The following is a 21,292-nucleotide window of genomic DNA, read 5'->3' on the forward strand; positions in this document are numbered from 1 at the left end:
ATGAACGGCGTCGATCCCAACGCCTGGGCCAAACAGACCCTGGAGCGAATCGCCAACCGATGGCCCAACAAGGAAATCGAGGCGCTGATGCCTTGGAATTTCAAGCCCGACGAGTGAACGGCGCCGGAGCGACGCTTACGACAATCGAGAGCCCGTTTGGAAATTCCCAGTCATCAATTGCTGCGGCGATTGTGCGAACACGACTCGGAAACCGGCTAGGCCAGCCCTGCGAAAGGTAGCCGAATAGTCCGAACAGGGCGAAACACGTTATCGCCGCCGCTGCGCCGCCAAATAGGGGCATCCGCCGGACCACACCGGCTGGCCTGCGGAAAGGCAATTCGACGAACCTCCACGAGAGCACCGCCAATATGAATGATAGGATGACGATTATGCCCTTCTCCGCAGCCGTCAGCTCATCGACATACCAGACTTGGGCGAAGACGAGCAGCGGCCAATGCCAGAGATAAAGGGAGTAAGAGATCAGCCCTATGAAGACCAAGGGCCTTAATCCAAGCACCTTCCCTATGGTCGTCTCGCAGCCGCGTCCTGAATAGATTACCAACGCTGCCCCTACCGCGGGAAATAAAGCGTTCGTGCCGGGAAATGGCGTTGTGTACGTGAAGGCAAATACACCCCAAGCGACCAGAACAAGACCAAGCAATCCCGCCAGCTCAAGCCAGAGGCGCTGTTGAAGCTGAGGGAAGGCATCGAGCGCTAACAATGAACCCAACGCCAGTTCCCAGGCCCGCGTCGGAGCGAGATAGAATGTTGCAGACGGTTCGTGAGCCACGCCCCATACGCTGGCGGCAAAAGAAAGCACAGCGATCGGCACCAGCCACGCAATGTATCGGCCCTTCAGCCAGTGGTGAATAATAACAAGAAACATTGGCAAGACGATATAGAACTGTTCCTCCACCGCCAGCGACCATGTGTGCAAAAGCGGCTTCGTGGTCGCCGCTAAGTCGAAATAGGAGGACTCGATCCAGAATAATATATTCGACGCGAACAGAGCGGTGGCGAAGACGCTCTTGGCGAACATTTTATATTGTTGGGGCGTCAGCAGCCACGATGCGGCAATTGATGCTAATAAAACGACAGCAAACAAGGCAGGTAATATACGTCGCGCCCGCCTCTCATAGAATCGCACTATCGAAAATCGGCCTTGTTCTATTTACCCAGCGATGAGTGAGGTAATCAAATATCCGGAAATAACAAAGAATACATCGACGCCGATGTAGCCGCCCCCGAAAGGCTTCAGTCCGGCGTGAAATAGAACTACGGGCACAACGGCAAGAGCGCGCAACCCGTCAATGTCCGTGCGGTAGCGCATAAATTTCGGCCTGCCCCTGATTGATCGGTCGGGTTAAGCGTTAGGGCATATCCCGGAAGATCTCAATGCTTTTCGGATAGAAATATAATTTTAAACAGATAGTTATGGTATTTTTCCGATTCCGATGAACGGAAAATGCTCTAGTTGATATTAGGCTCCTGTGCCAACGCCCGCCGCACGCCAGTGTTGCCGAATTATGAGCCGCCGCCGTGGCGTCAGGTTTCTGGCATGTCGCGTCGATTCTCAAAATTCGTGATTTTCGAAACGCGCGACGTACTTCGCCGCAAATCCGGACTGATTACGCGACGAACGACAGCTGCTCGCGCACTTCCGCTTCTCGCCGTCACCGGTCCATCGGCGCTGTCGCCTGAAGCCGAGCGTTCGCCAGCGCGATGTCACGCGGTCGGCGGCAGCCAGAACCGATAACAATGCGCTGTTCCCTGCCAGCGTCGCTTTCGCGTCCAGCCCGCCTCGATCAGTGTCGCCGACAATAACCGACCGGGCACGCCGCACGCCTGCTCAAGCTCGACCATCGCGAAGGGTCGGTTGCGGGAGGCGAGCGGCAAACTACAATGCCAAGCCTCCCCGCTACGCGGGCGCGCGCGTCCGGCGTCTCGATGCGGGTCAGCGGCCATGGCTCGAAGGTCTCGAAACCAATATGCAGCGCCATCAGCCTTTGGCCCCAACCTGCCCAGACCCAAAAATCGGGATAGAACGGGATGCGCGGAAATTCGTGCTTGAGATTCTGCGCATATTTTTCGCGGTAGATGGGGTCATGCAGCACGCCATAGACGCAATGAAAAATGGCGTCCTTGGTGATTGGCCCCTTCTCCCCATTCTCCCCATAGTCCGTCGTTAGATGGGCGTCCTTCGGAACGCCTTTTGGCGGGAGAAGGTGGCCCGAAGGGCCGGATGAGGGGCTTTCGCCTCGGACTCCCAACGCGTCGCGCGCGGCGCCAACCCCTCATCCGTCTCGTCGCTTCGCGTCTTTCTCCGCTTGCGGGAGAAGGTGTCTCCCCGAGCGCGAGACGGATGAGGGGTTCCGCCTCTTCACCATGAAAGAAACAGCAACCCCGGTCTGAATTCCAAAAACATTATGTTTCGTTGCGAAAAGCTTTGGATTGGCGAGCACGTCGCCGCCCAGATCAACCACGTAAATCTCGAAAAAATCCTGCGCGACGCAACGCCGAAAGCCATCGAAGGTGTGGCTGTCGATGAAGCTGCGATTGGTGATGAAGGCCTGCACGCCCTCGTCGCGCATCCGGTCCGAGGCCCAACGGAAAAACCGCCCGTACATGTCGTAGAGCTTGGTTTCCTGCGCCGTGCTCTGCTTGATGCAGGCGCCCTTGATGCGCTGGTCGATGCGGCGATATTCGCGGTTCTTGCGATTCTCGCTTTCGTTCTGCTGGTTGGCGTAATAGGGCGGGCTACCGATGATGATCGAAATTTTCCGCCGGTTCTGCCGCTTGATGCGCTCGACGTTTTCTACCGACAGCGCCCCAAAAAGGTCTTCCTGATAACCGGAAAATTTTCCCAGTCGCGCGACATTTTTCAATGTGTCGACAAAGCCCAGGTTGGGATATTCGGCGAATTTTCCTAATTTTCCAAGCGTTTACAACAACTTCGCGTTAACTTTAGCTTTCCTGGGTGTCGTTGTTGCATAAATGATCTACGTAATTATACCGATAAAGCGCTATATCCATTTACGGGAAAACCCAATTGACGGCTGATTGACCTTACGCCAGAGTAGGGTCGGAAATTAAGTAAGAGGCTTATCCCGTTGGGTCCGGTGCTCATATATTTTGTGGTTGAGTTATGGAGCGCTGGCAGTTTGGCGCTCGGATTTTGAGGTCAAGCGGCGGTAGACTTGCGTGGACGTCCGCCGCGCCGACCGTTTTCGCGGGAAGCGGACACTTTGGCGTCGCTGCGTGCGCGTCCGCCTTTTGCGCCAAGCTGTTGCGCCATCCAGGTCTTGGAGCCAAATACGCCTTGCAATATGGCTGGGATATAGACGTCAGCGTCGAGCTTTGGCCAATGAAGTCCCAGGCCGGATGGGCTGATTTCGATGTCAGCGAGGCTTTCTGGCGAAGCGTTGGAAAGTCCTTCCGCCAGCTGGGTGGGGAAGGCGAATTGAACACCGGAATTCAGATCGACGACAATCCGGGATTTGCGGCGATCGTACCGAGCGGAAACCGCGTAACCGGAGGCTCTTAAGTCTGTCATTCGCTGTTCGGCTTGTTCGAGTTTAATTTTAGACTGCGCCATGGATCTTGCTCCATTCTTGGCAAAGGGTGTTGATCGTTGTCGTCAGCGTGGTGATGATTGCGCCGAAATCGCTGCGTTTGAAGCCGTAGCTTTCTCGCAGAGTTGGTGGTCCATCTGGACAATTTAGGATAAAAACGGCTTCTCCGCCTGCGCCGATGACATGAACATGGGCGGGACGGTGGTCCGTCGGGTAAATTACGACCCGTAGGCCGTGCATGCGCAAGACAGTTGGCATCGTCAAACTCTATCAAAAACCTAACCGCTTGGGAAGGTGTGTTTACGGTCCGCCGTGGCTAAGCTGTGTCTGGATGGTTGTGTTATCCGATACGCTCGATGACGAGGATCGAAACTTTCTTTTCGATGGCTTCGGAAATGTCGCGGAGAATAGAGTTTTCGTCTTCCGCCCAGTTGCATTTGTGCAGTGCGTTGGCGCGATTGAGCCAGTCGAACCATTTCGTCTGATCTTCGGGGCAATGGCTGTTGGCGGTTTTACAGCCGGCGGCGGCTTCGGTGCTAAAAGAGGAGGTTTTGTCGATTCCGGCGGCTTCGACGGCAAAATCGACGTGCATGATTTTGAGTGCGAGAGCGGGGTGATCCGGATGATGGATGTGCAGCCATGCTTGGAACTGGTCGATTGTTTTCTGAGCTTTGGCGGCGGCTTCGGCGTCGAGACTGGTTACTGCAAACTGGCCGGAAAATGCGGAGAGATTGATGCCAGATTCGCTAATCAAACGACCGATGCTGGCAGGCGACGTGGAGGTGAGCAGAGTGGCCAAAGACATGATTTTATTCCTTTTTTAGGGGTTGATTGAAGGCGTTTGCCGTATTTTTTAACTATTTTGAAAAAAGCTATTTGGAGTTTGGAAAGATCAATAAGCTTGAGCTATACATTAAGCATGTCGAGGGAGCTTTTGATGTGGCGAATTAGCAATCAAGAATGCAGAGCGAAATGTGGTCGGCGTGACAGGATTTACGTGGCGATAAGTTGCGAGTTGAATTCCGCAGAAAAATCAAAGAACCGTCCTTGGGATGGAGCCTATGTCATTAAGGTCGGATCTGGGCAGGCGTGTTGGGATCGTGAGACGTCTGCGAATGGAGTCGACATTTATGGCAATGCGAGAGGTGACGGGCAGCCGCCGTATGCTGGTGTAAAGGATTGGGAAGTTTTCAGGTGTTGGGATGCTGTTCGTCCGAGACAGGACGAAGAGTTGTTTCGTCCTTGGGCGAAGACGTGGATTCAGTGGGTTGCGCCGGGAGATTTCGACGAGACTGGTGTTCATAGACATGATCTTTATTGCCTATCGGTGGAGCAGGTTTCGTTCGGGGCGTGGCGTTGTACCGGCGATATCCGGCGTGGGGCAATTTGGTGGCGATATCGAGAAGCATATCGAACGACGATTTCATGTGCCGGCGTCGGTTCCAACGGAATACGAACTCATCGAGGTAGCGGCGAAGATGAGCCTTTCGAACCCCGTGATAGGTTCCGAGCGCCCAGCGCTTGAAATTGGCGAAGACCCGATGGATCCACGGCATCACGATGTGTGCCGCCATTTTGCCGACGACCTTCGGCTGATGGTTGTAACCCTTCAGGCTCTTGTAGGCGGAGAAGCCGTCGCTAAGAACGGTGGCGCCAGCCTCAACAGCGCCGGCGACGAAGGCGCCGATATTGGGCGCGGAAAAGCTTTCCAACGGCGCCAAGCGGATGCGCCGGGGCTGGCCTTCGGGCGAAAGCTCGATCGCGCCGATAATGTGCAGTTTGCCGATGGCGCTGCGGCCTTGGCCGCCGGCGATGGGATCGGCTTTGGTGCGATAAGGAATATCGCTTTCGTCGACCTCGACGATGTCTTCCAGGAAGCTGCGGTCGGGATCGACCATGGCGCGACGGAGCTTTTGGAGCATCAGCCAGGCGGTTTTGTAAGAGCCGAGGCCCAACTGGGCCTGGAGTTGCAGCGCCGAGATGCCGTTGGAGTGGCTGGCGATCGCATAGATCGCCTGGAACCAGGTCAGCAGCGAGACGTGACTGCGATGAAAGATGGTTCCGGCCGTGACGGACGTCTGGCGTCCGCAGCCGGCGCACTCATACGTGAATGGCTTGGAATCGAGCGCCCAGGCTTTAGCTCCTTGGCATTTCGGGCAGACGAAGCCATTCGGCCAGCGTTTTTCAAACAGGTGGCGGGCGCATACCTTATCGTCGGGAAACCGCTTAGCAAAAGCGGCTCGAGACATGGGGTGGTCGTTTTTCCAGCGGCTCGACATAGGAACAAAATAGGAACATTTCAGCAGGCCGTCAAGGCTGCTGGCTGCTACCTATAGGCGGACCTGATTCAAAGGGATAAGCCACTTAAGTAATTTAGGCGTTCGACAGTGGACCATTTGCCTACGAGGGTTTGGTCGGTGTTCGTTAACAAAAATGGGGGAACTAACGCATGGCTTTTTTGAATAGAAAATCCGCGTTCACAGGACTTTCGGCCCTGGCGCTGTCCGTGGTGGCCGGCGCAGCTTGGGCGGACCCGCTTCCGGGGCTGGTGAACCAAGATTTCACTTCCTATACCGGCTCCGCGCCCAAGGGTCCTTTCACTTCGGTCAACCCCGTGGGCTGGACCGGCGGCAACGGCCTCATCTTCATCGATGGGCAGGATTTTCCCAATTCGGCGGCCGGCCCGATTTATCTCACCACCTATGGCAATCCTGTCGGGTCGGTAAAGGGCAATTACGTCGAGGCCGACGGCAATCCGACTTTCGAGAGCGGTTTCAACTATACCGTCACCGGCCTGACAGTCGGAAAGACCTATTCGCTGAGCTTCTATCAGGGCGCCAGCACGCAGACAGGGTTCGGCTATAATCCCATAACCAACTCCAATAGCCCGACGACGAACCAGTGGATCGTCTCGCTCGGCACGCAGGGATTGAGCATCAATTACAATGCGGGCCCTTACGATCCGATCTACGGCCAGACTTCGCTTTATTATAACAACGATCCCAACGCCAGCATTGCCGCGTCGCCGCTGATGACGGTTCCCTACCAGGGCACGGTCGGCTGGAATTATGTTTCGGTCAACCTGACCGCCGACGCCACCACCGACGTGCTGAGCTTCCTCGCCTGGGGCGACAATGGCAGCACCGTCAATCTTCCGCCGATCGCCTTCCTGTCTGGCGTCGATTCGCCTCCCGGCCTCGGCTCGGGAGTTCCCGAACCGTCCACCTGGGCAATGATGGGCCTCGGCTTCATCGGTCTGGGTCTGATGGCCCAGCGCCGCCGCGCGAAGAGCCCGGAAACGGCGCAGGCCTGACGCCTCGCGTCGTCATTGCTTCGAGTTGTCTTGCGCGCCTGGGCGAGATTCGCCCAGGCGCGTATTTATGTTAAGCTGTTCGTCTCTCTCTTGTGAATGGCGGCGCCCTCGATCATGGACCAGCTTCATCTTCAAGCCTATTTTCTCAGCATGGTTCGGGTCGGCGCCTGGCTCGCCATTCTCTCGGTGATTTTCGTCCCGCTGGAATGGTTGTTTCCCGTTCGCCCCCAGCCGATCTTTCGCAAGTCGCTCCCGGCCGATCTGGCCTTTTTTTGTCTGAACAATTTCATTCCACCGCTGCTGCTGGCGATCCCGCTGTCGATTGCGGCCTATGCGGCCTTCCATCTCGTGCCGGGGCGCCTGCACGCCACAGTCGCCGCCTGGCCCCTGTGGGTGCGCGGCCTTGCCGGATTCGTCGTCGCAGATCTCGGCTTCTACTGGGGTCATCGCTGGGCCCATCAGATTCCTTTCCTGTGGCGTTTCCATTCGGTGCACCACAATCCCGAGCAAATTTATTTTCTCATCAGCGCGCGCGCCCATCCGGTCGATAACGCCTTCATCCGGTTGTGTGGGCTCGTCCTGATCTATGTCACCGGCCTCGGCGCGCCGCAAAGTGTTCAGGGCACGATGCTGGCGACCCTGCTCATGCTCGCGACCACCATTTGGGGCTTTTTTATTCACGCCAACGTCCGCTGGCGGCTCGGCCCATTCGAATGGCTGCTCGCAACCCCGGCTTTCCACCACTGGCACCACACTTTATCGGACCATCGCGACCATAATTTCGCGTCGATGCTGCCGTGCTGGGACTGGCTTTTTGGAACCAGCTACCTGCCCAGGCATTGGCCGGCAGCCTATGGCAACGAAGAGAAACTCGCGGATTCGGTGGTAGAGCAGCTCGCCTATCCCTTTTTGCCCCCGTCGCGACGGCCGCCGTCGCCCCAGCCCGCCGCGATGGAGCCGCGCTAGCGAACCTTCGAGGACATGGCCTCCGACCCTCGGGAATAGCGCGCCTACCCTTTCCGCGCAAACGACCTTCGATCGCGGCGTGGTTTGGAAATTATAGCCCGACAGCATCGATTCAGCCTCCCATCCGCTCGTCGTGGTCGCCGACCGCGACGCCTTTTCGTGCGAAAGCCTTGGCGGCCTGCGGCGAGAGGCGGGTTTTGACGTGGTTCTCATGGCGGACGGGCTGGCCGCGCTCGACGCCTGCAGTAGCGCCGACCCGGCACTGCTGCTGTGCGACGCCTGGACGCCGTGAATTGGCGGCCTCGACCTGACCCGGCAATTGCGCGCCGACGCGCGCACCGCGCTTTGTTACGGTGCGGGGCATGCGTGCGCAGGGGGTTGCGCCGACCGGGTGGACCCCCCACCTCCTGCTGTTTGGCGGATCGAGAGAGGAATGCGCGATGGCGAGAAGGTTGCTGCTTTTTGCTCTGTTCGGAGCGGGTTTCTCAGGCTCGCCGGGCGCCGCCTCGGCCGACACCTGTTTCCATGTTTGCCTCAAAGCGAAAATGACGGCCACCGACATCACCGATCAGGGCATTCGCGATCTTATGACCGGCTGCCGGGACGAGTGCGAAGACGAGGCGCGGGCGCGCCTGGCGGCCAAAGGCCTTGCCGACAAGATCGCCGCCTGCACCCCCCAACCGGTCGATGACGCCGACTTGAAGAAGGTCCGCTCGGGAAGTCCGTCCGTCGTCGCCTTCGCCAACGCCTTCACCTGGGACGTCAACAATGTCCTGCCCGGCAAGATCATACGCCGCGTTGAAATCGGGACGCAAACCATGTCGCTTCAGGGCGTCACGATCACGGCGTCGGGGATCGTCGAGCCCGGAGAAAGCGCCACCTTTTTGATGAACAACGTGAGCGATGGCTATCCCAGCCTGCGCGTGACGTCGCGCATCAAGGCCATCTACGTTTGCCCCTCGGAGTGAGGTTCCAGCCCGCCGGCAGGCAATGAAATAGAGCCGCCGGCAGGCAATGCGTTAAAGCGCGCGCTTACGCTTTCGCTGCAAACGTGCTTCAATCGGGGCGTGCCTCCCGAATCATCCTCCGATACGATCGATTCCATCTCACCTGCGCTCGTCGTGGTCGCCGACGGCGACGCTTTTTCGTGCGAAAGCCTTGGCGGCCTGTTGCGGGAGGCGGGGTTTGACGTGGTTCTCGCCGCGGACGGGCTGGCCGCGCTCGACGCCTGCCGGAGCGCCGACCCGGCCCTGCTGCTGTGCGACGCCGGGACGCCGTGGATCGGCGGCTTCGACCTGACCCGGCAATTGCGCGCCGACCCGCGCACCGCAACCTTGCCGATCGTGCTGTTGTCGGCGCGTTCGGGCAAAGACGCCCGCATCGAGGGGTTTGAAGCCGGCGCCGACGATGTTGTCGAAAAGCCCTGTGGCGACCGTGAATTGATCGTGCGCATCGCCGCCGCCATAAGGCTTGCGCGCCTGCGGACGGATTTCGCTGGACGTCAGCGGCGCGTCGCCGTGCTGGCGCGGCTGGCGAGCGTCGTCGAAACCGCCATGGACGCGGTCATTTCGATCGACGCCAAACAAAACATCACTCTGTTCAACGCCGCCGCCGAACAAATGTTCGGCTGCATGGCGCAACAGGCTTTGGGCCAGCCGCTCGACCGGTTCATCCCCCAGCGTTTCCGCGCCGCCCATGCCCAGCATGTCGAAGGTTTCGGCCGCACTGGCGTCAGCGGCAGAACCATGGGGCGTCTCGGCGACCTGATGGCGCTGCGCGCCGACGGCCGCGAATTTCCCATCGAAGCCTCGATTTCGCAGGCGCGCGTCGAGGACGAAACCCTGTTCACCGTGATCTTGCGCGACATGTCCGAGCGCAAGGCGGCCGACGAGACCCAGCGCCTGCTGATCGGCGAACTCGACCATCGCGTCAAGAACACGCTGGCGATGGTGCAGGCCATCGCCAGCCAGACCGCCAGGGCCTATGCCGATCCGAAGGATTTCTTCGACAATTTCAAGGGCCGCGTGCGCGCCATGGCCAGCGCCCATACGCTGCTGACCCGCGCCGGCTGGAAGGGCGCAAGGCTCGACGAACTGATTCGCGAGCAATTGACTCTGGGGCCTTCCGGGTCCGATTCGCGCATCCGCTGCGAGGGGCCGGAAGCCTCTCTCGGGCCGGGAGCGGCCATGCATTTCGGCATGGTGCTTTATGAGCTGGGGACCAATGCGCGCAAATATGGCGCGCTGTCGCGCCCCGAAGGACGGCTCGATCTGCGCTGGCGGCTGGAGGCGGCCAACTCCTCGGAATTGCTAAGGTTCGAATGGATCGAAAGTGGCGGTCCGCCCGTCGCGGCCCGGATCGAAAAACACTTTGGCGCCCGTTTGATCGAGTCCAGTCTTACCCACTCCCTGCAGGGCAAAGTGGAGCTGAATTTTGCTCCCGAGGGATTGGCATGTAAAATAAGCTTGCCTTTGGGTCGAAGCATTGCTTGACTGAACCTGTAGCGTCTGGAGGTATCAATGTCTCGCATTCTGGTGATCGAAGACGAATTCCTTCTCGCGGCCCATATCGGGGGCTTACTTGAAGATGACGGGTACGACGTGATCGGTCCCGTGGGCACGCTCGACGAGGCGGTGAAGCTGGCCGAGGACGAGGAATTGTGCGGCGCCCTGCTCGACGTCAATATCGTCGGCGGCAAGGTGGACGATGTCGCGGACATATTGGCGCGCCGCGGCGTGCCGTTCGTCTTCGTCACCGGTTACGGACGCGACCATCTGCCGATCCATTTCCGCGACGCCTTCGTCGTCAACAAGCCCTTCGACGACCAGGACCTGCTCCAGCGCGTGCGCGGCTTTTCCAGCTGACGGATTCGGTGAACGGCCTGTTTTGTCGCAAAACGCGCCGGATTTTCGGGAATGCGCTGTCGCCCGGCGAAGCGTCCCGACTTTCGTCGCCGATCCGGGCCGATGGCGCCGAGAAACGGTCGGGATGGCAACGAGGGAATGACGATGAGCGGTTCAGGAATGAGGCGGCGTGAGGCGCTCCTCGCGTTGAGTTTGGGCTTTGCAGTCGGCCTCGCAGGATTCGGCGCGGCGCGCGCGGAAGCCGGGAAAACCGCCAAACTGCCTCCGGGCTCGGATAATCTCGCCAATCTCGCGACACGGCTCGAAAAGGCGCCGCGCCGCCGCGATTTCCAGACCGTGCCGATGATTCTCGACCGCAAGGATCTTTGGGATTACGAGGCGCTGGAGGCGACGCTGGCCTATCGCGGCAACCAGAAGCAGATCTGGAACAATGCCGATCTCGGCGGCCCCTGGCTCGATCTGATGCGCGATGCGCTCGATGTGCAGGTGTTATCCTGGCGCCATCCGAATTTTCTCGCTGTTTCGGCCACCCATGGCTCCGCGCATCTCGCCTTGCTCGATCAGGCCGTCTGGGACAAGTACAAGCTGGCGAAAATCGCCGCCAACCCGAAAGACCCCCCGGCCAGCCCGGCCTTGTTCGCCGAGCGGAAAGCGGCGATACAGGCGCTGCAAAAGCGCGGCGCGGTGTTCCTCGCCTGCCATGACACGATTTGGGAACTGGCCGGGAGACTGATCGCTGACGGAGTCAATCCCGACAAGCTGTCGCCCGAGGCGTTGAGCGCGGAACTGACCAATCATCTCCTTCCCGGCGTCGTGCTGACGCCCGGCATTGTCGGGACCCTGCCGGAATTCCAGCTGGCCGGATTTTATTACGTGCAGTGAATGGCCGGACGAACGGCGCCGCTCACGGTTGCGGCGACGCCGCCCACATCTGCGCGACATTGGTCAGATTATGCGGCGCCACGCGGATGACGCCGCCGCGCGGACTGTCGATGTCGGCGATCAGAAAAAAGGCGATGGCGAGGATCAGCGGCGAAATCAGGAACAAAAGGAAACCCGACCGTCGCGCGTGAAAGCCGAGCAGCAGGTTGCAGCAAACCGCCACCGACGCCATCAGGCTCCATGCGGCCAGCGGGATGCGGTTCCACCACGCGGCCTGGGTGAAGCCCTGCGCGTTGAGGACGTCGTTCGTCCCCGCCACCGCCAGAGCGATCAAGGGCGTCGGCTGGGCGTTGCCAGCGGTCCTGGCCACCGACCATAATCGGGCCTGAAGGCGCGAGGTCTCGGCGTCGATTTGCGCCAGCTGCGCCGCGTCGCCGGCGGTGTAGAACGCGATCCGCCGATCGAGATAGAGCTTGAGCAGCTCCCGCGTCTGCGCGGCTTGCGGGGCCGGCAGCAGGTCGGCGCGCACAAAGGCCGTGCCGATGGCGTTGGCTTCCGCCTCCTCGTAATTTTTGCGCTGGTCGTAATGGCTGGCCGCCATCGAAAAAGTGAAGCCGATCAGCAGGCCGAGCAGGGTCAGGCTCGCCGCCAGCACATCGCCGAAATCGGCGCGGTCGTCGCCCTTGAGCGCGGCGAACCGCCGGCGGGCGAAATCGCCCAGATAGGCGGCGCAGGAGAGCGAAATCAGCGTCGCCACGAAAATGGCGCCGGCGTTGTCGACGATTGCGTTCATGCCATCCATTCGGGCCAGGAAATCGGTCCGCCGCCCCCCCGCGTTGGCGACGCGAAACGGGTCACGTTTTGTCCGCTGTCGCGGGCCGCACTGTTGAGGCTAGTTGAACCGGCTCAGGTTCTCAAGGCGCATTCGGCCCCATCGTGGCGATAAAGCCGGTGTTCGAACTTGACGATTTCCCGGGGCGGCGCTCTATTTCGCGGGGTCGGAAATCGTCCCACGCGCAGGGAAACAAAGTCATGGCCACGACTCCCACGGATATCGTCTTCGACACGCCAGCCCCCGATTTTCGCCTCCCGGCGACGGACGGCCGCAGTTACGGCCTCGACGACGTGGCGGGCGCGAACGGTACGGTGATCGTCTTCATCTGCAACCATTGCCCCTATGTCATCGCCGTCATCGACCGGCTCGTCGCCGACGCAGCCGTGCTGCTCAAGGAGGGCGTCGGCTTTGCCGCGATCTGCTCCAACGACGCCAGGACCCATCCGCAGGACGGCTTCGACAAGATGCGGGAATTCGCCAGAGCGCACGCCTTCCCCTTCCCCTATCTTCACGACGAAAGCCAGGCTACGGCGCGGGCCTATGGCGCCGTCTGCACCCCGGACTTTTTCGGCTTCGGGCGCGACCGCAAGCTTAAATACCGCGGCCGTCTCGACGAAGGCCGCACCACCCCGCCGCCCGCCGGCGCGCGGCGCGAACTGGTGGAGGCGATGCGCGAGATCGCACGCACCGGCCAGATCGTCGCCGACCAGACGCCGTCGATCGGCTGTTCGATCAAATGGAAGGCGTGAGGACCCGATCGGCGTTCCCGGCCATGGGTAGTTTCCGACGCTTCCGATGCGCCACCGCCGCTCCTAAGCCCATGCGACGGAAATGTTCACCTCGGTGACAGGTTCGCCAGCCGGACCGGCGAGGTGAACCTCAAGCCTTTTCGCACCGTTAAACAGCATTGTCATAGCGCGATAATCGCTCCAGGAGCCACGCCATGAGCCACATTCTCCAGACCCGTTCCGCCGGGGCCTTGTTCGAACCCACCCAAGCAGGCGCCCTGAAGCTCGCGAATCGCATCGTCATGGCGCCCTTGACCCGCAATCGCGCCGGTCCCGGTCTCGTCCCCGGCCCATTCGCCGCCGAATATTACGCCCAGCGCGCCTCCGCCGGGCTGATCGTCGCCGAGGCCACGCAGGTCTCGGCGCAGGCGCAGGGCTATTCCGATACGCCGGGCTGCTATAGCGACGCGCAGGTCGCGGGCTGGAAGCGCGTCACCGACGCCGTGCACGCCAAAGGCGGAACCATCGTCGTCCAGCTCTGGCATACCGGGCGCGTCTCCCACACCAGTTTTCAAAAGGACGGCCAGGCGCCCGTCGGTCCCTCCGCCATAAGGGCGAACACCAGGACCTTCGTCGCCGGCCAGGGCTTTGTCGACGTCTCGACGCCACGCGCGCTCGACCTTGCCGAGATCCCCGCCATCGTCGAGGAGTTCCGTTACGCCAGCACCCGCGCCATCGAGGCCGGATTCGACGGCGTGGAGTTGCATGGCGCCCATGGCTATCTGCTCGACGCCTTTCTGCGCGACGGGACCAACCATCGCACCGACGCCTATGGCGGAAGCATCGAGAACCGCGCGCGGCTGCTGCTGGAGGTCGCCAGGGTCTGCGCGAGCGTGATCGGCGCGAATCGGCTGGGCGTCCGCATCTCCCCGGTCTCGACGGCGAACGATTCGCACGACAGCGCCCCGCAGACTTTGTTCAATCATGTGGTCGAGGGCCTCAATCCGCTCGGCCTCGCCTATGTCCATGTGGTGGAAGGCGACACCGGCGGCGCGCGGGACAATATCCCCTTCGACTATGCGGCGCTGCGCGAGCGGTTCGACGGCGCCTGGATGGTCAACAACGGCTACGACCGGCAGATGGCGATCGAGGCGGTGGAAAGCGGTCGCGCCGATCTGGTGTCGTTCGGTCGCCCCTTCATCGCCAATCCCGATCTGGCAGAGCGCCTGCGCGAAAACGCCCCGCTCAACGAACTGATGGGACAGGAGACTTTTTATGGCGGCGGCGCGCATGGCTATACCGACTACCCGACGCTCGAACAAAGCCGGGCCGAAACCCGCGCCGACGAGAAGGCTCCGGCCTGAGCCGGCGGCCTCGCTTTTGTGTTTTCGGAGGGGATTTCACAGGATGGCGCGGGGGCTGTTGCTCGGCCTTCTTCTCTGTCTTGCGCTCACGGGAAAGCCGGCCATGGCCATTGAAGAGCCCAAATACAAGCTCTCCTTCAAGCAGGGCGACATTGAAATTCGCGACTATCAACCGGCCATCGCCGCCGAGGTCACGGTCGCCGGCGAGCGCCGAGAAGCGGCGAACAAAGGATTTCGCCTCCTGGCCGGCTATATTTTCGGCGGCAATACGCGGCGCCAGAACATCGACATGACCGCGCCCGTCGCCCAGCAAAAGGCCAGCGAAAAGATCGCGATGACGGCCCCGGTGACCCAAACTCCGGAGGAGGGCGCCTGGGTGATCCGCTTCACCATGCCGAGCAACTATACGCTCGAGACGCTGCCCGAACCCATCGACCCACGCGTCAAACTGCGAAAAATCGCGCCGGCCCGCTTGGCTGTGATCCGCTTTTCCGGGCTCGCGGGCGCGGCGGACGTCGAAGCGAAAACCGCCGAACTCGTCGCCTTCACCAAGGCGCGCCATCTGCGCGCGATCGGACCCGCATCGCTCGCGCAATATAATCCGCCTTGGACCCCTTGGTTCATGCGGCGCAACGAAGTGATGATCCAGGTCGAGAATTAGTTTTTCCGCGCCGCCGATCGCGCGAGACGCCAGCACCGGCTTGCGCTCGGACTTTATTTCTAATATTCTCGATATATGGATGAATTAAACGCTCTCGCCGCACTTGGGGCCTTGTCGCAGGCGACCCGTCTGCAAAGCTTCAGGCTGCTGGTCAGCCGGGAACCTGACGGCGTAGCCGCGGGCGAACTCGCGCGCTTGCTCGATGTTCCCCAGAACACTTTATCGACCCATCTCTCCATCCTCGCCCATGCGGGACTGGTTCGGGGCGAACGACACAGCCGGTCCATCGTCTATCGCGCGGATCTGGCGCGGTTGCGCGACGTCGTGCTGTTTCTGCTCAAGGATTGTTGCGGCGGCCGCGCCGAACTTTGCGCCCCTTTGATCGCCGACCTTGTTCCCTCCTGTCCGCAGAAGGACTCCTGCGATGTCTGACCGCGTTTTCAACGTGCTTTTCCTGTGCACGGGCAATACCGCCCGTTCGATCCTGGCGGAGAAAATCCTGAGCCGCGACGGCGCCGGAAAATTCCGCGCTTTTTCCGCCGGCAGTCACCCGAAGGGCGCCGTCAATCCCTTCGCGCTGAAAGTGCTCGAAAGTTACAATTATCCGGCCGAGGGCGCCCGCTCCAAAAGCTGGGACGAATTCACGCAACCCGAGGCCCAGGTCATGGATTTCGTCTTCACCGTCTGCGACAACGCCGCCGGCGAAGCCTGCCCGCTCTGGCCCGGCCAGCCGATGACCGCCCATTGGGGCATCGAAGACCCCGCCGCCGTCGAGGGGAACGATCTGGAAAAGGAGCGGGCCTTCGTCACGGCCTTCCGCTATCTGAAAAACCGCATCTCGGCCTTCGCCGCCTTGCCGGTCAAAAGCCTCGACCGGCTGACCCTGCAAAAGGACCTTGACGCCATCGGGCGGCTCGAAGGGGCGACTCGCGAACAAGCAAAGCCTGACGTCGCCTGACGACCCTCGAATCCGAGCCGGAGCGTTAACATGTCCGCTTTTGAGCGCTATCTGTCTTTCTGGGTCCTGCTGTGCATCGCCGCCGGCGTCGCGCTCGGCCATTTCTTCCCGAACCTCTTCCAGTTGATCGGCGGCGCTGAAATCGCCCGGGTCAACCTGCCGGTGGCGGCGCTGATCTGGCTGATGATCGTCCCGATGCTGCTGAAGATCGATTTTTCGGCGCTGTCCCGGGTGGCGGAACATTGGCGCGGCATCGGCGTCACCCTGTTCATCAACTGGGCGATCAAGCCCTTTTCCATGGCGCTGCTGGGCTGGCTGTTCATCGGCGGGCTGTTCCGGCCCTATCTGCCGGCCGATCAGATCGATTCCTATATCGCCGGGCTGATTTTGCTCGCCGCCGCGCCCTGCACCGCCATGGTGTTCGTCTGGAGCAACCTGTGCCGGGGCGAGCCGCATTTCACTTTGAGTCAGGTGGCGCTCAACGATGTCATCATGATCGTCGCCTTCGCGCCGATCGTCGGCCTGCTGCTCGGCCTGTCGTCGATTGCCGTGCCCTGGCAGACCCTGCTTTTGTCGGTGGCGCTTTATATCGTCGCCCCGGTCCTCGTCGCCCAGCTGGTGCGGCGCGCCCTGATCGCCGGGGGCGGCGAGGCGGCCTTGCGGCGCCTGCTCGAAACCTTGCAGCCGCTGTCGCTGGTCGCGCTGCTGGCGACGCTGGTGCTGCTGTTCGGCTTTCAGGGCGAACAGATTCTAGCTCAGCCGCTGGTCATCGCGCTGCTGGCGGTTCCGATCACCATCCAGGTCTATTTCAACGCCGGCCTCGCCTATCTGCTGAACCGGATCGCCGGCGAAGCGCATTGCGTCGCCGGCCCTTCGGCGCTGATCGGGGCCAGCAATTTCTTCGAACTCGCCGTCGCCGCGGCGATCGGCCTGTTCGGCTTTCATTCTGGCGCGGCGCTTGCCACCGTGGTCGGGGTGCTGATCGAAGTGCCGGTAATGCTGTCCGTCGTTCACATCGTCAACGGCACGCGCGGCTGGTATGAAGCGGGCGCCGCCGTCAAGGCGCGCGTCGCCGCCGAAGTTTTGCGGGGCGGCGCCCGTGGCTGAACTGCAAGATTCCACGCCGAACCTCGACGAGTCCTGTTTCCGCCCCATCGACGAGAACAGCCTGTTCGTCGCGCCGCGCCCCAAACATGCGCCGCGCATCCTGCTGCTGCATGGCTCGCTGCGAAAGCGTTCGTTCAGCCGCCTGCTCAACGAGGAGGCCGCGCGCCTTCTGCATCGGCTGGGCGCCGAAACCCGCGTATTCAACCCCGCCGGCCTGCCGCTGCCCGACGATGGCGAGCCCGACCATCCCAAGGTCAGGGAATTGCGCGATCTCGTCACCTGGTCGGAAGGCATGGTCTGGTGCTCGCCCGAACGGCACGGCGCGATGACCGGAGTCATGAAGGCGCAGATCGACTGGATTCCGCTGACGCTCGGCGCCGTGCGCCCGACGCAGGGCAAGACGCTCGCCGTGATGCAGGTCTGCGGCGGTTCGCAGTCGTTCAACGCGGTCAACCAGCTGCGCATCCTCGGCCGCTGGATGCGGCTCATCACCATCCCCAACCAGTCCTCGGTCGCCAAGGCTTTTATGGAATTCGACGACGACGACCGGATGAAGCCCTCGCCCTATTGCGATCGCGTCGTCGATGTGATGGAGGAACTGGTCAAGTTCACGCTGCTGACGCGCGGCTGCGCCGATGCGCTCGTCGACCGCTATTCCGAGCGCAAGGAGAGCGCGGAAGCATTATCGCAGCGGGTCAACCAGCGTTCGATCTGACATCGTCCGGCAAAGCCGAGGGGGCCGGCGCGCTTCGCGCGGCAATCCCGCCAGAATGCCAAATGAGTTTGAATAAACCCGCAGGGGAAGCCGGATTCTTTGGGTAATGGGCCCAACCGAACGGAAGGGACGCGACGTTCCGATTGTTTGATTTTCGGGAATTGATGCAGAAGACCCGCCCGCATGGCGCTATTCAACACGCTATGCGTCAAGGTTATGGCAGATACGCGTTTTTGTGCGTTGCAATATTTCTGTTACGGCGCAAAATACGATCAATACCATCGGCCTTTCCTTCCGACATTTCGGAAGCCATCGCCCCTCCGCATGGACGGGCGCGAGCGCCGCCATGTCGGCGGCGCCAGCCGGAGCGGAACCGATCCGCTCTTTTCAACAGTCGATGGACTCTCAAATCGCAAGGAACCGAATCATGCAAGCTGTTAACTGGATTCCCGCGACCGCGCTGACGGTCATCCTGGGCATCGTCCTCGTCGCCGTCCAGCTTTCCCACTTCTAAGACAAGGTTGAAACGGCGACCGCTTCCAGCAAGGCGACCGGTCGCCGGACGATTGCATGCCGCGCGCCGGCGCCCCATGCCGCTCCTCGCGCCGCGAACAACGACTGAAAAAGCCCCGCTCCGGCGATCCCGGAAACGGGGCTTTTTATTACTGCTGCCGGAAAGCTTACTTGGGTATACTGGGCCATCCGTAGCTTATCGCCTGAAGCTGCTTGGACGAGAAACTTGCGTCTGGAAACTGGTGGAGATCAATTCCTCGTCATCGCATCTTCGTCCTTGTAGGCGCTGACGACCCATATGAAACTTTGCACATCAATTCGATCTCTCGGCTTGAGATCGGCGATTTCCTTCTCAGTGATTGTCGTGAGGTCAAGCAAGCTCTCGTAAACCGGTAATTCCAGTTGTGGCTTGTAATCGCGTCCGAAGCGGTGGCCGACGCGTTCAGCGTAGTCTTGGCTAACGGTCGGCTTGAGGAACATGTGCGCTTCCGGCCGCCAGAGGAAAGGCAGGTAGGTGACCACCGTCCATTTGGCGGAATCCTGCGGCTTCAATGCGTCCTGCATTTCCAGCAGCCCATCGTGCAAATCCCCCATGGCGAATCGTGCTGCGCCATGAACAAACGCGTCGGCTGTCCGCCCGCGCAGCACGTCTTGCAGGCGCGTTTTCTCGAATGGCGAGAGGAGGTTCGTTGCTCGAAAGACCGAAAGCGCAGCTTCCCCCAAGCCCGTACGCGACAAAACCTCGCCGAGCGGCAAGAGCGAGTTGAGCTTAGCCTTCGCCTTAAGCTTATATTCGCGCTCGAAGCCGACATAATCGGACGACCGTCGGTCAAATCCTTCGGAATAGGCCTCCGTTTCGAAGCCATTCGGAAAGAAATGAAGAAACCGGCCGCGCGCGCCGTCGAAGCCAAAATAATTCGGATGAACTTTTCCCACTTCATTCCGCAGCAGCCGCAGGACGTCGTCGAGGTTATCGCCCTCGAAGAGAGCCTTGCGCTCGCGGCCAACGAGAAGCGCACCGGTGAAGCAATCGCCATCTTGCACCACACGCAAAGCAAGGTCTCCCTTATCTTCGCTGTAAACTGATTTCTTCGCCATTGACGTCTCCGAATCCCTCGGACTTAAGCGTCGTAGAAAAAACCCTCACACGTCCAGATTCGCCACATTAAGCGCATTGTCCTGAATGAACTCCCGGCGCGGTTCGACCACGTCGCCCATCAGCTTGACGAAAAGGTCTTCGGCCTCGTCGCCTTCCTTGATCTTGACCTGCAACAGCGAGCGCGCGTTGCGGTCGAGCGTGGTTTCCCAGAGCTGTTCGGGGTTCATCTCGCCCAGACCCTTGTAGCGCTGCTGCGACACGCCCTTGCCGCCGGCGGCGAGAATCGCGTCAAGCAGCGAGGTCGGGCCGGCGATCCTGCTCTCCTCGCCCTTGCGGATCAGCAGGGCCGGGGTCGCATAGGTCTGGCGCAGATTGGCGGCGCGCTCGTCGAGGCGCCGCGCCTCGGCCGAGGCCAGCAGGCCGGCGTCGAGAAGGAGCGCCTGGCGGACGCCGCGTCTTTCGCGCACCAGCACATAGCCGCCCGCTTCCGCCCGTCCCGCCCAGCCGCGCTCGGTCTCGTCGGCGAGTTCGTTGAGCCGCGCCGCGATCTCTTCGGCGCGTTGCGCCGCCTCTTCGTCGCCCAGCGCGGTCAAGGGTTTTAGCGCTCCCGCGATGGCCGCCTGTTCGACCGCCATGCGGTTGTAGCGGTTGTGCAATTGCCCGAGCACATTGCGCACGAGGCGCGCCTCGTCCACCAGCGCGCGCAGATCGGCCCCGGCGCGTTCCTCGCCCGAGGCGAGGCGCAGAATCGCGCCCTCGACGCCATTGGCCGAGAGATAATCGTCCATCGCCTTTTCGTCCTTGAGATATTGCTCGGACGAGCCGCGCTTGACCTTGAACAAGGGCGGCTGGGCGATATAGAGGCAGCCCATGTCGATGAGAGGCCGCATCTGGCGATAGAAGAAGGTCAGGAGCAGGGTGCGGATATGCGAGCCGTCGACGTCGGCGTCGGTCATCACGATGATCTTGTGATAGCGCAGCTTTTCGAGTTTGAATTCGTCATGGCCGATGCCGGTGCCGAGCGCCGTGATCAGCGTGCCGATCTGCTCGCTCGACAGCATCTTGTCGAACCGCGCCCGCTCGACGTTGAGAATCTTGCCGCGCAACGGCAGCACCGCCTGATATTCGCGGGCGCGGCCCTGCTTGGCCGAACCGCCCGCCGAATCGCCCTCGACGATGAACAGTTCCGCCTTGGCCGGGTCGCGCTCCTGGCAATCGGCAAGTTTTCCCGGCAGATTGGCGACATCGAGCGCGCCCTTGCGCCGCGTCAGATCGCGCGCCTTGCGCGCCGCCTCGCGCGCCGAGGCCGCTTCGACCACCTTGCCGACCACGGTCTTGGCTTCGGCGGGGTGTTCCTCCAGCCATTGGCTCAGCGCCTCGTTGACGACGCCCTCGACGACAGGGCGCACTTCCGAGGAGACCAGCTTGTCCTTGGTCTGGGAGGAGAATTTCGGGTCCGGCACCTTGACCGAGACCACGGCGGTCAGGCCCTCGCGGCAATCGTCGCCGGTCAGGTCGACCTTTTCCTTCTTGGCGATGCCGGAGCTTTCGGCATAGCCGTTGACCTGCCGGGTCAGGGCGCTGCGGAAACCCGCGAGATGGGTGCCGCCGTCGCGCTGCGGGATGTTGTTGGTGAAGACCAGCACGTTCTCGTGGTAGGAATCGTTCCACCACAGCGCCACTTCGACGGTAATGCCATCGCGTTCGCCGCGCAC

General features: G+C 61.1%; 25 protein-coding genes and 1 pseudogene. 15 read left to right on the forward strand and 11 right to left on the reverse strand.

What is annotated here, in order from left to right; translation table 11 throughout:
- Positions 1-117: transposase domain-containing protein (locus tag QZY01_RS23055; protein WP_294541995.1), on the forward strand; the 117-nt coding region annotated here is incomplete at its 5' end.
- Here QZY01_RS23055 and QZY01_RS23060 read toward each other — a convergent pair.
- The 7 genes and pseudogenes from QZY01_RS23060 to QZY01_RS23090 form a co-directional block, all read right to left on the reverse strand.
- A complete protein-coding gene (locus QZY01_RS23060) occupies positions 101-1,147 on the reverse strand; it encodes an acyltransferase (RefSeq protein ID WP_294541961.1) in 1,047 nt (348 codons plus the stop codon). The genes QZY01_RS23055 and QZY01_RS23060 overlap by 17 nt on opposite strands.
- 658 nt (positions 1,148-1,805) lie before the next feature.
- On the reverse strand, positions 1,806-2,270 hold the full coding sequence (locus QZY01_RS23065) for a type ISP restriction/modification enzyme (protein ID WP_294541962.1): 465 nt from the start codon (positions 2,268-2,270) through the stop codon (positions 1,806-1,808).
- A 24-nt stretch (positions 2,271-2,294) separates the two neighbouring features.
- On the reverse strand, positions 2,295-2,885 hold the full coding sequence (locus tag QZY01_RS23070; RefSeq protein ID WP_294541963.1) for a hypothetical protein: 591 nt from the start codon (positions 2,883-2,885) through the stop codon (positions 2,295-2,297).
- Between the two features lie 296 nt (positions 2,886-3,181).
- Positions 3,182-3,595, reverse strand: coding sequence for a DUF2442 domain-containing protein (locus QZY01_RS23075; protein ID WP_294541964.1), 414 nt, complete (start codon positions 3,593-3,595; stop codon positions 3,182-3,184).
- Positions 3,582-3,830: a DUF4160 domain-containing protein gene (locus QZY01_RS23080; RefSeq protein ID WP_342394924.1), complete on the reverse strand. Its 249-nt coding sequence runs from the start codon at positions 3,828-3,830 to the stop codon at positions 3,582-3,584. Before QZY01_RS23080 ends, QZY01_RS23075 begins: the two co-directional genes overlap by 14 nt.
- Positions 3,831-3,912: 82 nt before the next feature.
- Positions 3,913-4,377, reverse strand: coding sequence for a hypothetical protein (locus QZY01_RS23085; RefSeq protein WP_294541966.1), 465 nt, complete (start codon positions 4,375-4,377; stop codon positions 3,913-3,915).
- Between the two features lie 589 nt (positions 4,378-4,966).
- A pseudogene (locus QZY01_RS23090) lies at positions 4,967-5,851 on the reverse strand (IS1595 family transposase); the annotation flags it as partial.
- Positions 5,852-6,021: 170 nt separating this feature from the next.
- Between QZY01_RS23090 and QZY01_RS23095 the strand changes: the two are divergent.
- Positions 6,022-6,885 (forward strand): PEP-CTERM sorting domain-containing protein, encoded by an 864-nt coding sequence (locus QZY01_RS23095; protein ID WP_294541967.1) that lies wholly within the window; start codon positions 6,022-6,024, stop codon positions 6,883-6,885.
- A 114-nt stretch (positions 6,886-6,999) separates the two neighbouring features.
- Positions 7,000-7,851 carry a sterol desaturase family protein gene (locus QZY01_RS23100; protein ID WP_294541968.1) on the forward strand — a complete coding sequence of 284 codons (852 nt, stop codon included), beginning with the start codon at positions 7,000-7,002 and terminating at the stop codon, positions 7,849-7,851.
- A 112-nt stretch (positions 7,852-7,963) separates the two neighbouring features.
- On the opposite strand, the gene QZY01_RS23105 is transcribed toward QZY01_RS23100, so the two are convergent.
- Positions 7,964-8,215, reverse strand: a complete 252-nt coding sequence (locus QZY01_RS23105) for a hypothetical protein (RefSeq protein WP_294541969.1) — start codon at positions 8,213-8,215, stop codon at positions 7,964-7,966.
- A gap of 76 nt (positions 8,216-8,291) precedes the next feature.
- Between QZY01_RS23105 and QZY01_RS23110 the strand changes: the two genes are divergently transcribed.
- The 4 genes from QZY01_RS23110 (at position 8,292) to QZY01_RS23125 (ending at position 11,597) form a co-directional block, all read left to right on the forward strand.
- Positions 8,292-8,819: a hypothetical protein gene (locus QZY01_RS23110; RefSeq protein ID WP_294541970.1), complete on the forward strand. Its 528-nt coding sequence runs from the start codon at positions 8,292-8,294 to the stop codon at positions 8,817-8,819.
- A 99-nt stretch (positions 8,820-8,918) separates the two neighbouring features.
- The gene (locus tag QZY01_RS23115) at positions 8,919-10,343 is read left to right on the forward strand and encodes an HWE histidine kinase domain-containing protein (RefSeq protein WP_294541972.1); all 1,425 of its coding nucleotides are present in this window, start codon (positions 8,919-8,921) and stop codon (positions 10,341-10,343) included.
- A gap of 27 nt (positions 10,344-10,370) precedes the next feature.
- Positions 10,371-10,715, forward strand: coding sequence for a response regulator (locus QZY01_RS23120; RefSeq protein WP_294541974.1), 345 nt, complete (start codon positions 10,371-10,373; stop codon positions 10,713-10,715).
- A gap of 144 nt (positions 10,716-10,859) precedes the next feature.
- Positions 10,860-11,597: a transcriptional initiation protein Tat gene (locus QZY01_RS23125; RefSeq protein WP_294541976.1), complete on the forward strand. Its 738-nt coding sequence runs from the start codon at positions 10,860-10,862 to the stop codon at positions 11,595-11,597.
- 22 nt (positions 11,598-11,619) lie between these two features.
- On the opposite strand, the gene QZY01_RS23130 is transcribed toward QZY01_RS23125, so the two are convergent.
- The gene (locus QZY01_RS23130; protein ID WP_294541978.1) at positions 11,620-12,390 is read right to left on the reverse strand and encodes a hypothetical protein; all 771 of its coding nucleotides are present in this window, start codon (positions 12,388-12,390) and stop codon (positions 11,620-11,622) included.
- A gap of 239 nt (positions 12,391-12,629) precedes the next feature.
- On the opposite strand from QZY01_RS23130, the gene QZY01_RS23135 reads away from it, so the two are divergent.
- From QZY01_RS23135 to QZY01_RS23170, 8 genes are all read left to right on the forward strand, one after another.
- Entirely contained in the window at positions 12,630-13,181 is a 552-nt protein-coding gene (locus tag QZY01_RS23135; protein WP_294541979.1) for a thioredoxin family protein, read from the forward strand.
- A gap of 194 nt (positions 13,182-13,375) precedes the next feature.
- The gene (locus QZY01_RS23140) at positions 13,376-14,524 is read left to right on the forward strand and encodes an alkene reductase (protein WP_294541981.1); all 1,149 of its coding nucleotides are present in this window, start codon (positions 13,376-13,378) and stop codon (positions 14,522-14,524) included.
- A gap of 103 nt (positions 14,525-14,627) precedes the next feature.
- Positions 14,628-15,185 carry a heme-binding protein gene (locus tag QZY01_RS23145; protein ID WP_294541983.1) on the forward strand — a complete coding sequence of 186 codons (558 nt, stop codon included), beginning with the start codon at positions 14,628-14,630 and terminating at the stop codon, positions 15,183-15,185.
- A 75-nt stretch (positions 15,186-15,260) separates the two neighbouring features.
- Positions 15,261-15,617 carry a metalloregulator ArsR/SmtB family transcription factor gene (locus QZY01_RS23150; RefSeq protein ID WP_294541985.1) on the forward strand — a complete coding sequence of 119 codons (357 nt, stop codon included), beginning with the start codon at positions 15,261-15,263 and terminating at the stop codon, positions 15,615-15,617.
- Positions 15,610-16,143: an arsenate reductase ArsC gene (locus QZY01_RS23155; RefSeq protein WP_294541987.1), complete on the forward strand. Its 534-nt coding sequence runs from the start codon at positions 15,610-15,612 to the stop codon at positions 16,141-16,143. The genes QZY01_RS23150 and QZY01_RS23155 overlap by 8 nt, the downstream gene beginning before the upstream one ends.
- Before the next feature lie 30 nt (positions 16,144-16,173).
- Positions 16,174-17,250 (forward strand): ACR3 family arsenite efflux transporter, encoded by a 1,077-nt coding sequence (gene arsB / locus QZY01_RS23160; RefSeq protein WP_294541989.1) that lies wholly within the window; start codon positions 16,174-16,176, stop codon positions 17,248-17,250.
- Complete coding sequence (arsH, locus tag QZY01_RS23165) at positions 17,243-17,965, forward strand: arsenical resistance protein ArsH (RefSeq protein WP_294541991.1); 723 nt, start codon at positions 17,243-17,245, stop codon at positions 17,963-17,965. The genes arsB and arsH overlap by 8 nt, the downstream gene beginning before the upstream one ends.
- A 346-nt stretch (positions 17,966-18,311) precedes the next feature.
- Positions 18,312-18,479: a hypothetical protein gene (locus tag QZY01_RS23170; protein ID WP_294541992.1), complete on the forward strand. Its 168-nt coding sequence runs from the start codon at positions 18,312-18,314 to the stop codon at positions 18,477-18,479.
- Positions 18,480-18,727: 248 nt separating this feature from the next.
- Here QZY01_RS23170 and QZY01_RS23175 read toward each other — a convergent pair whose 3' ends face one another.
- Positions 18,728-19,576 carry a hypothetical protein gene (locus QZY01_RS23175; protein WP_294541993.1) on the reverse strand — a complete coding sequence of 283 codons (849 nt, stop codon included), beginning with the start codon at positions 19,574-19,576 and terminating at the stop codon, positions 18,728-18,730.
- A gap of 45 nt (positions 19,577-19,621) precedes the next feature.
- On the reverse strand, positions 19,622-21,292 hold a 1,671-nt coding region (locus QZY01_RS23180; protein WP_294541994.1), incomplete at its 5' end, for a DNA gyrase subunit B.

Origin of the sequence: uncultured Rhodoblastus sp. (assembly GCF_903903185.1) — a bacterium.
In the GTDB taxonomy this organism is placed as follows: Bacteria; Pseudomonadota; Alphaproteobacteria; order Rhizobiales; family Beijerinckiaceae; genus Rhodoblastus.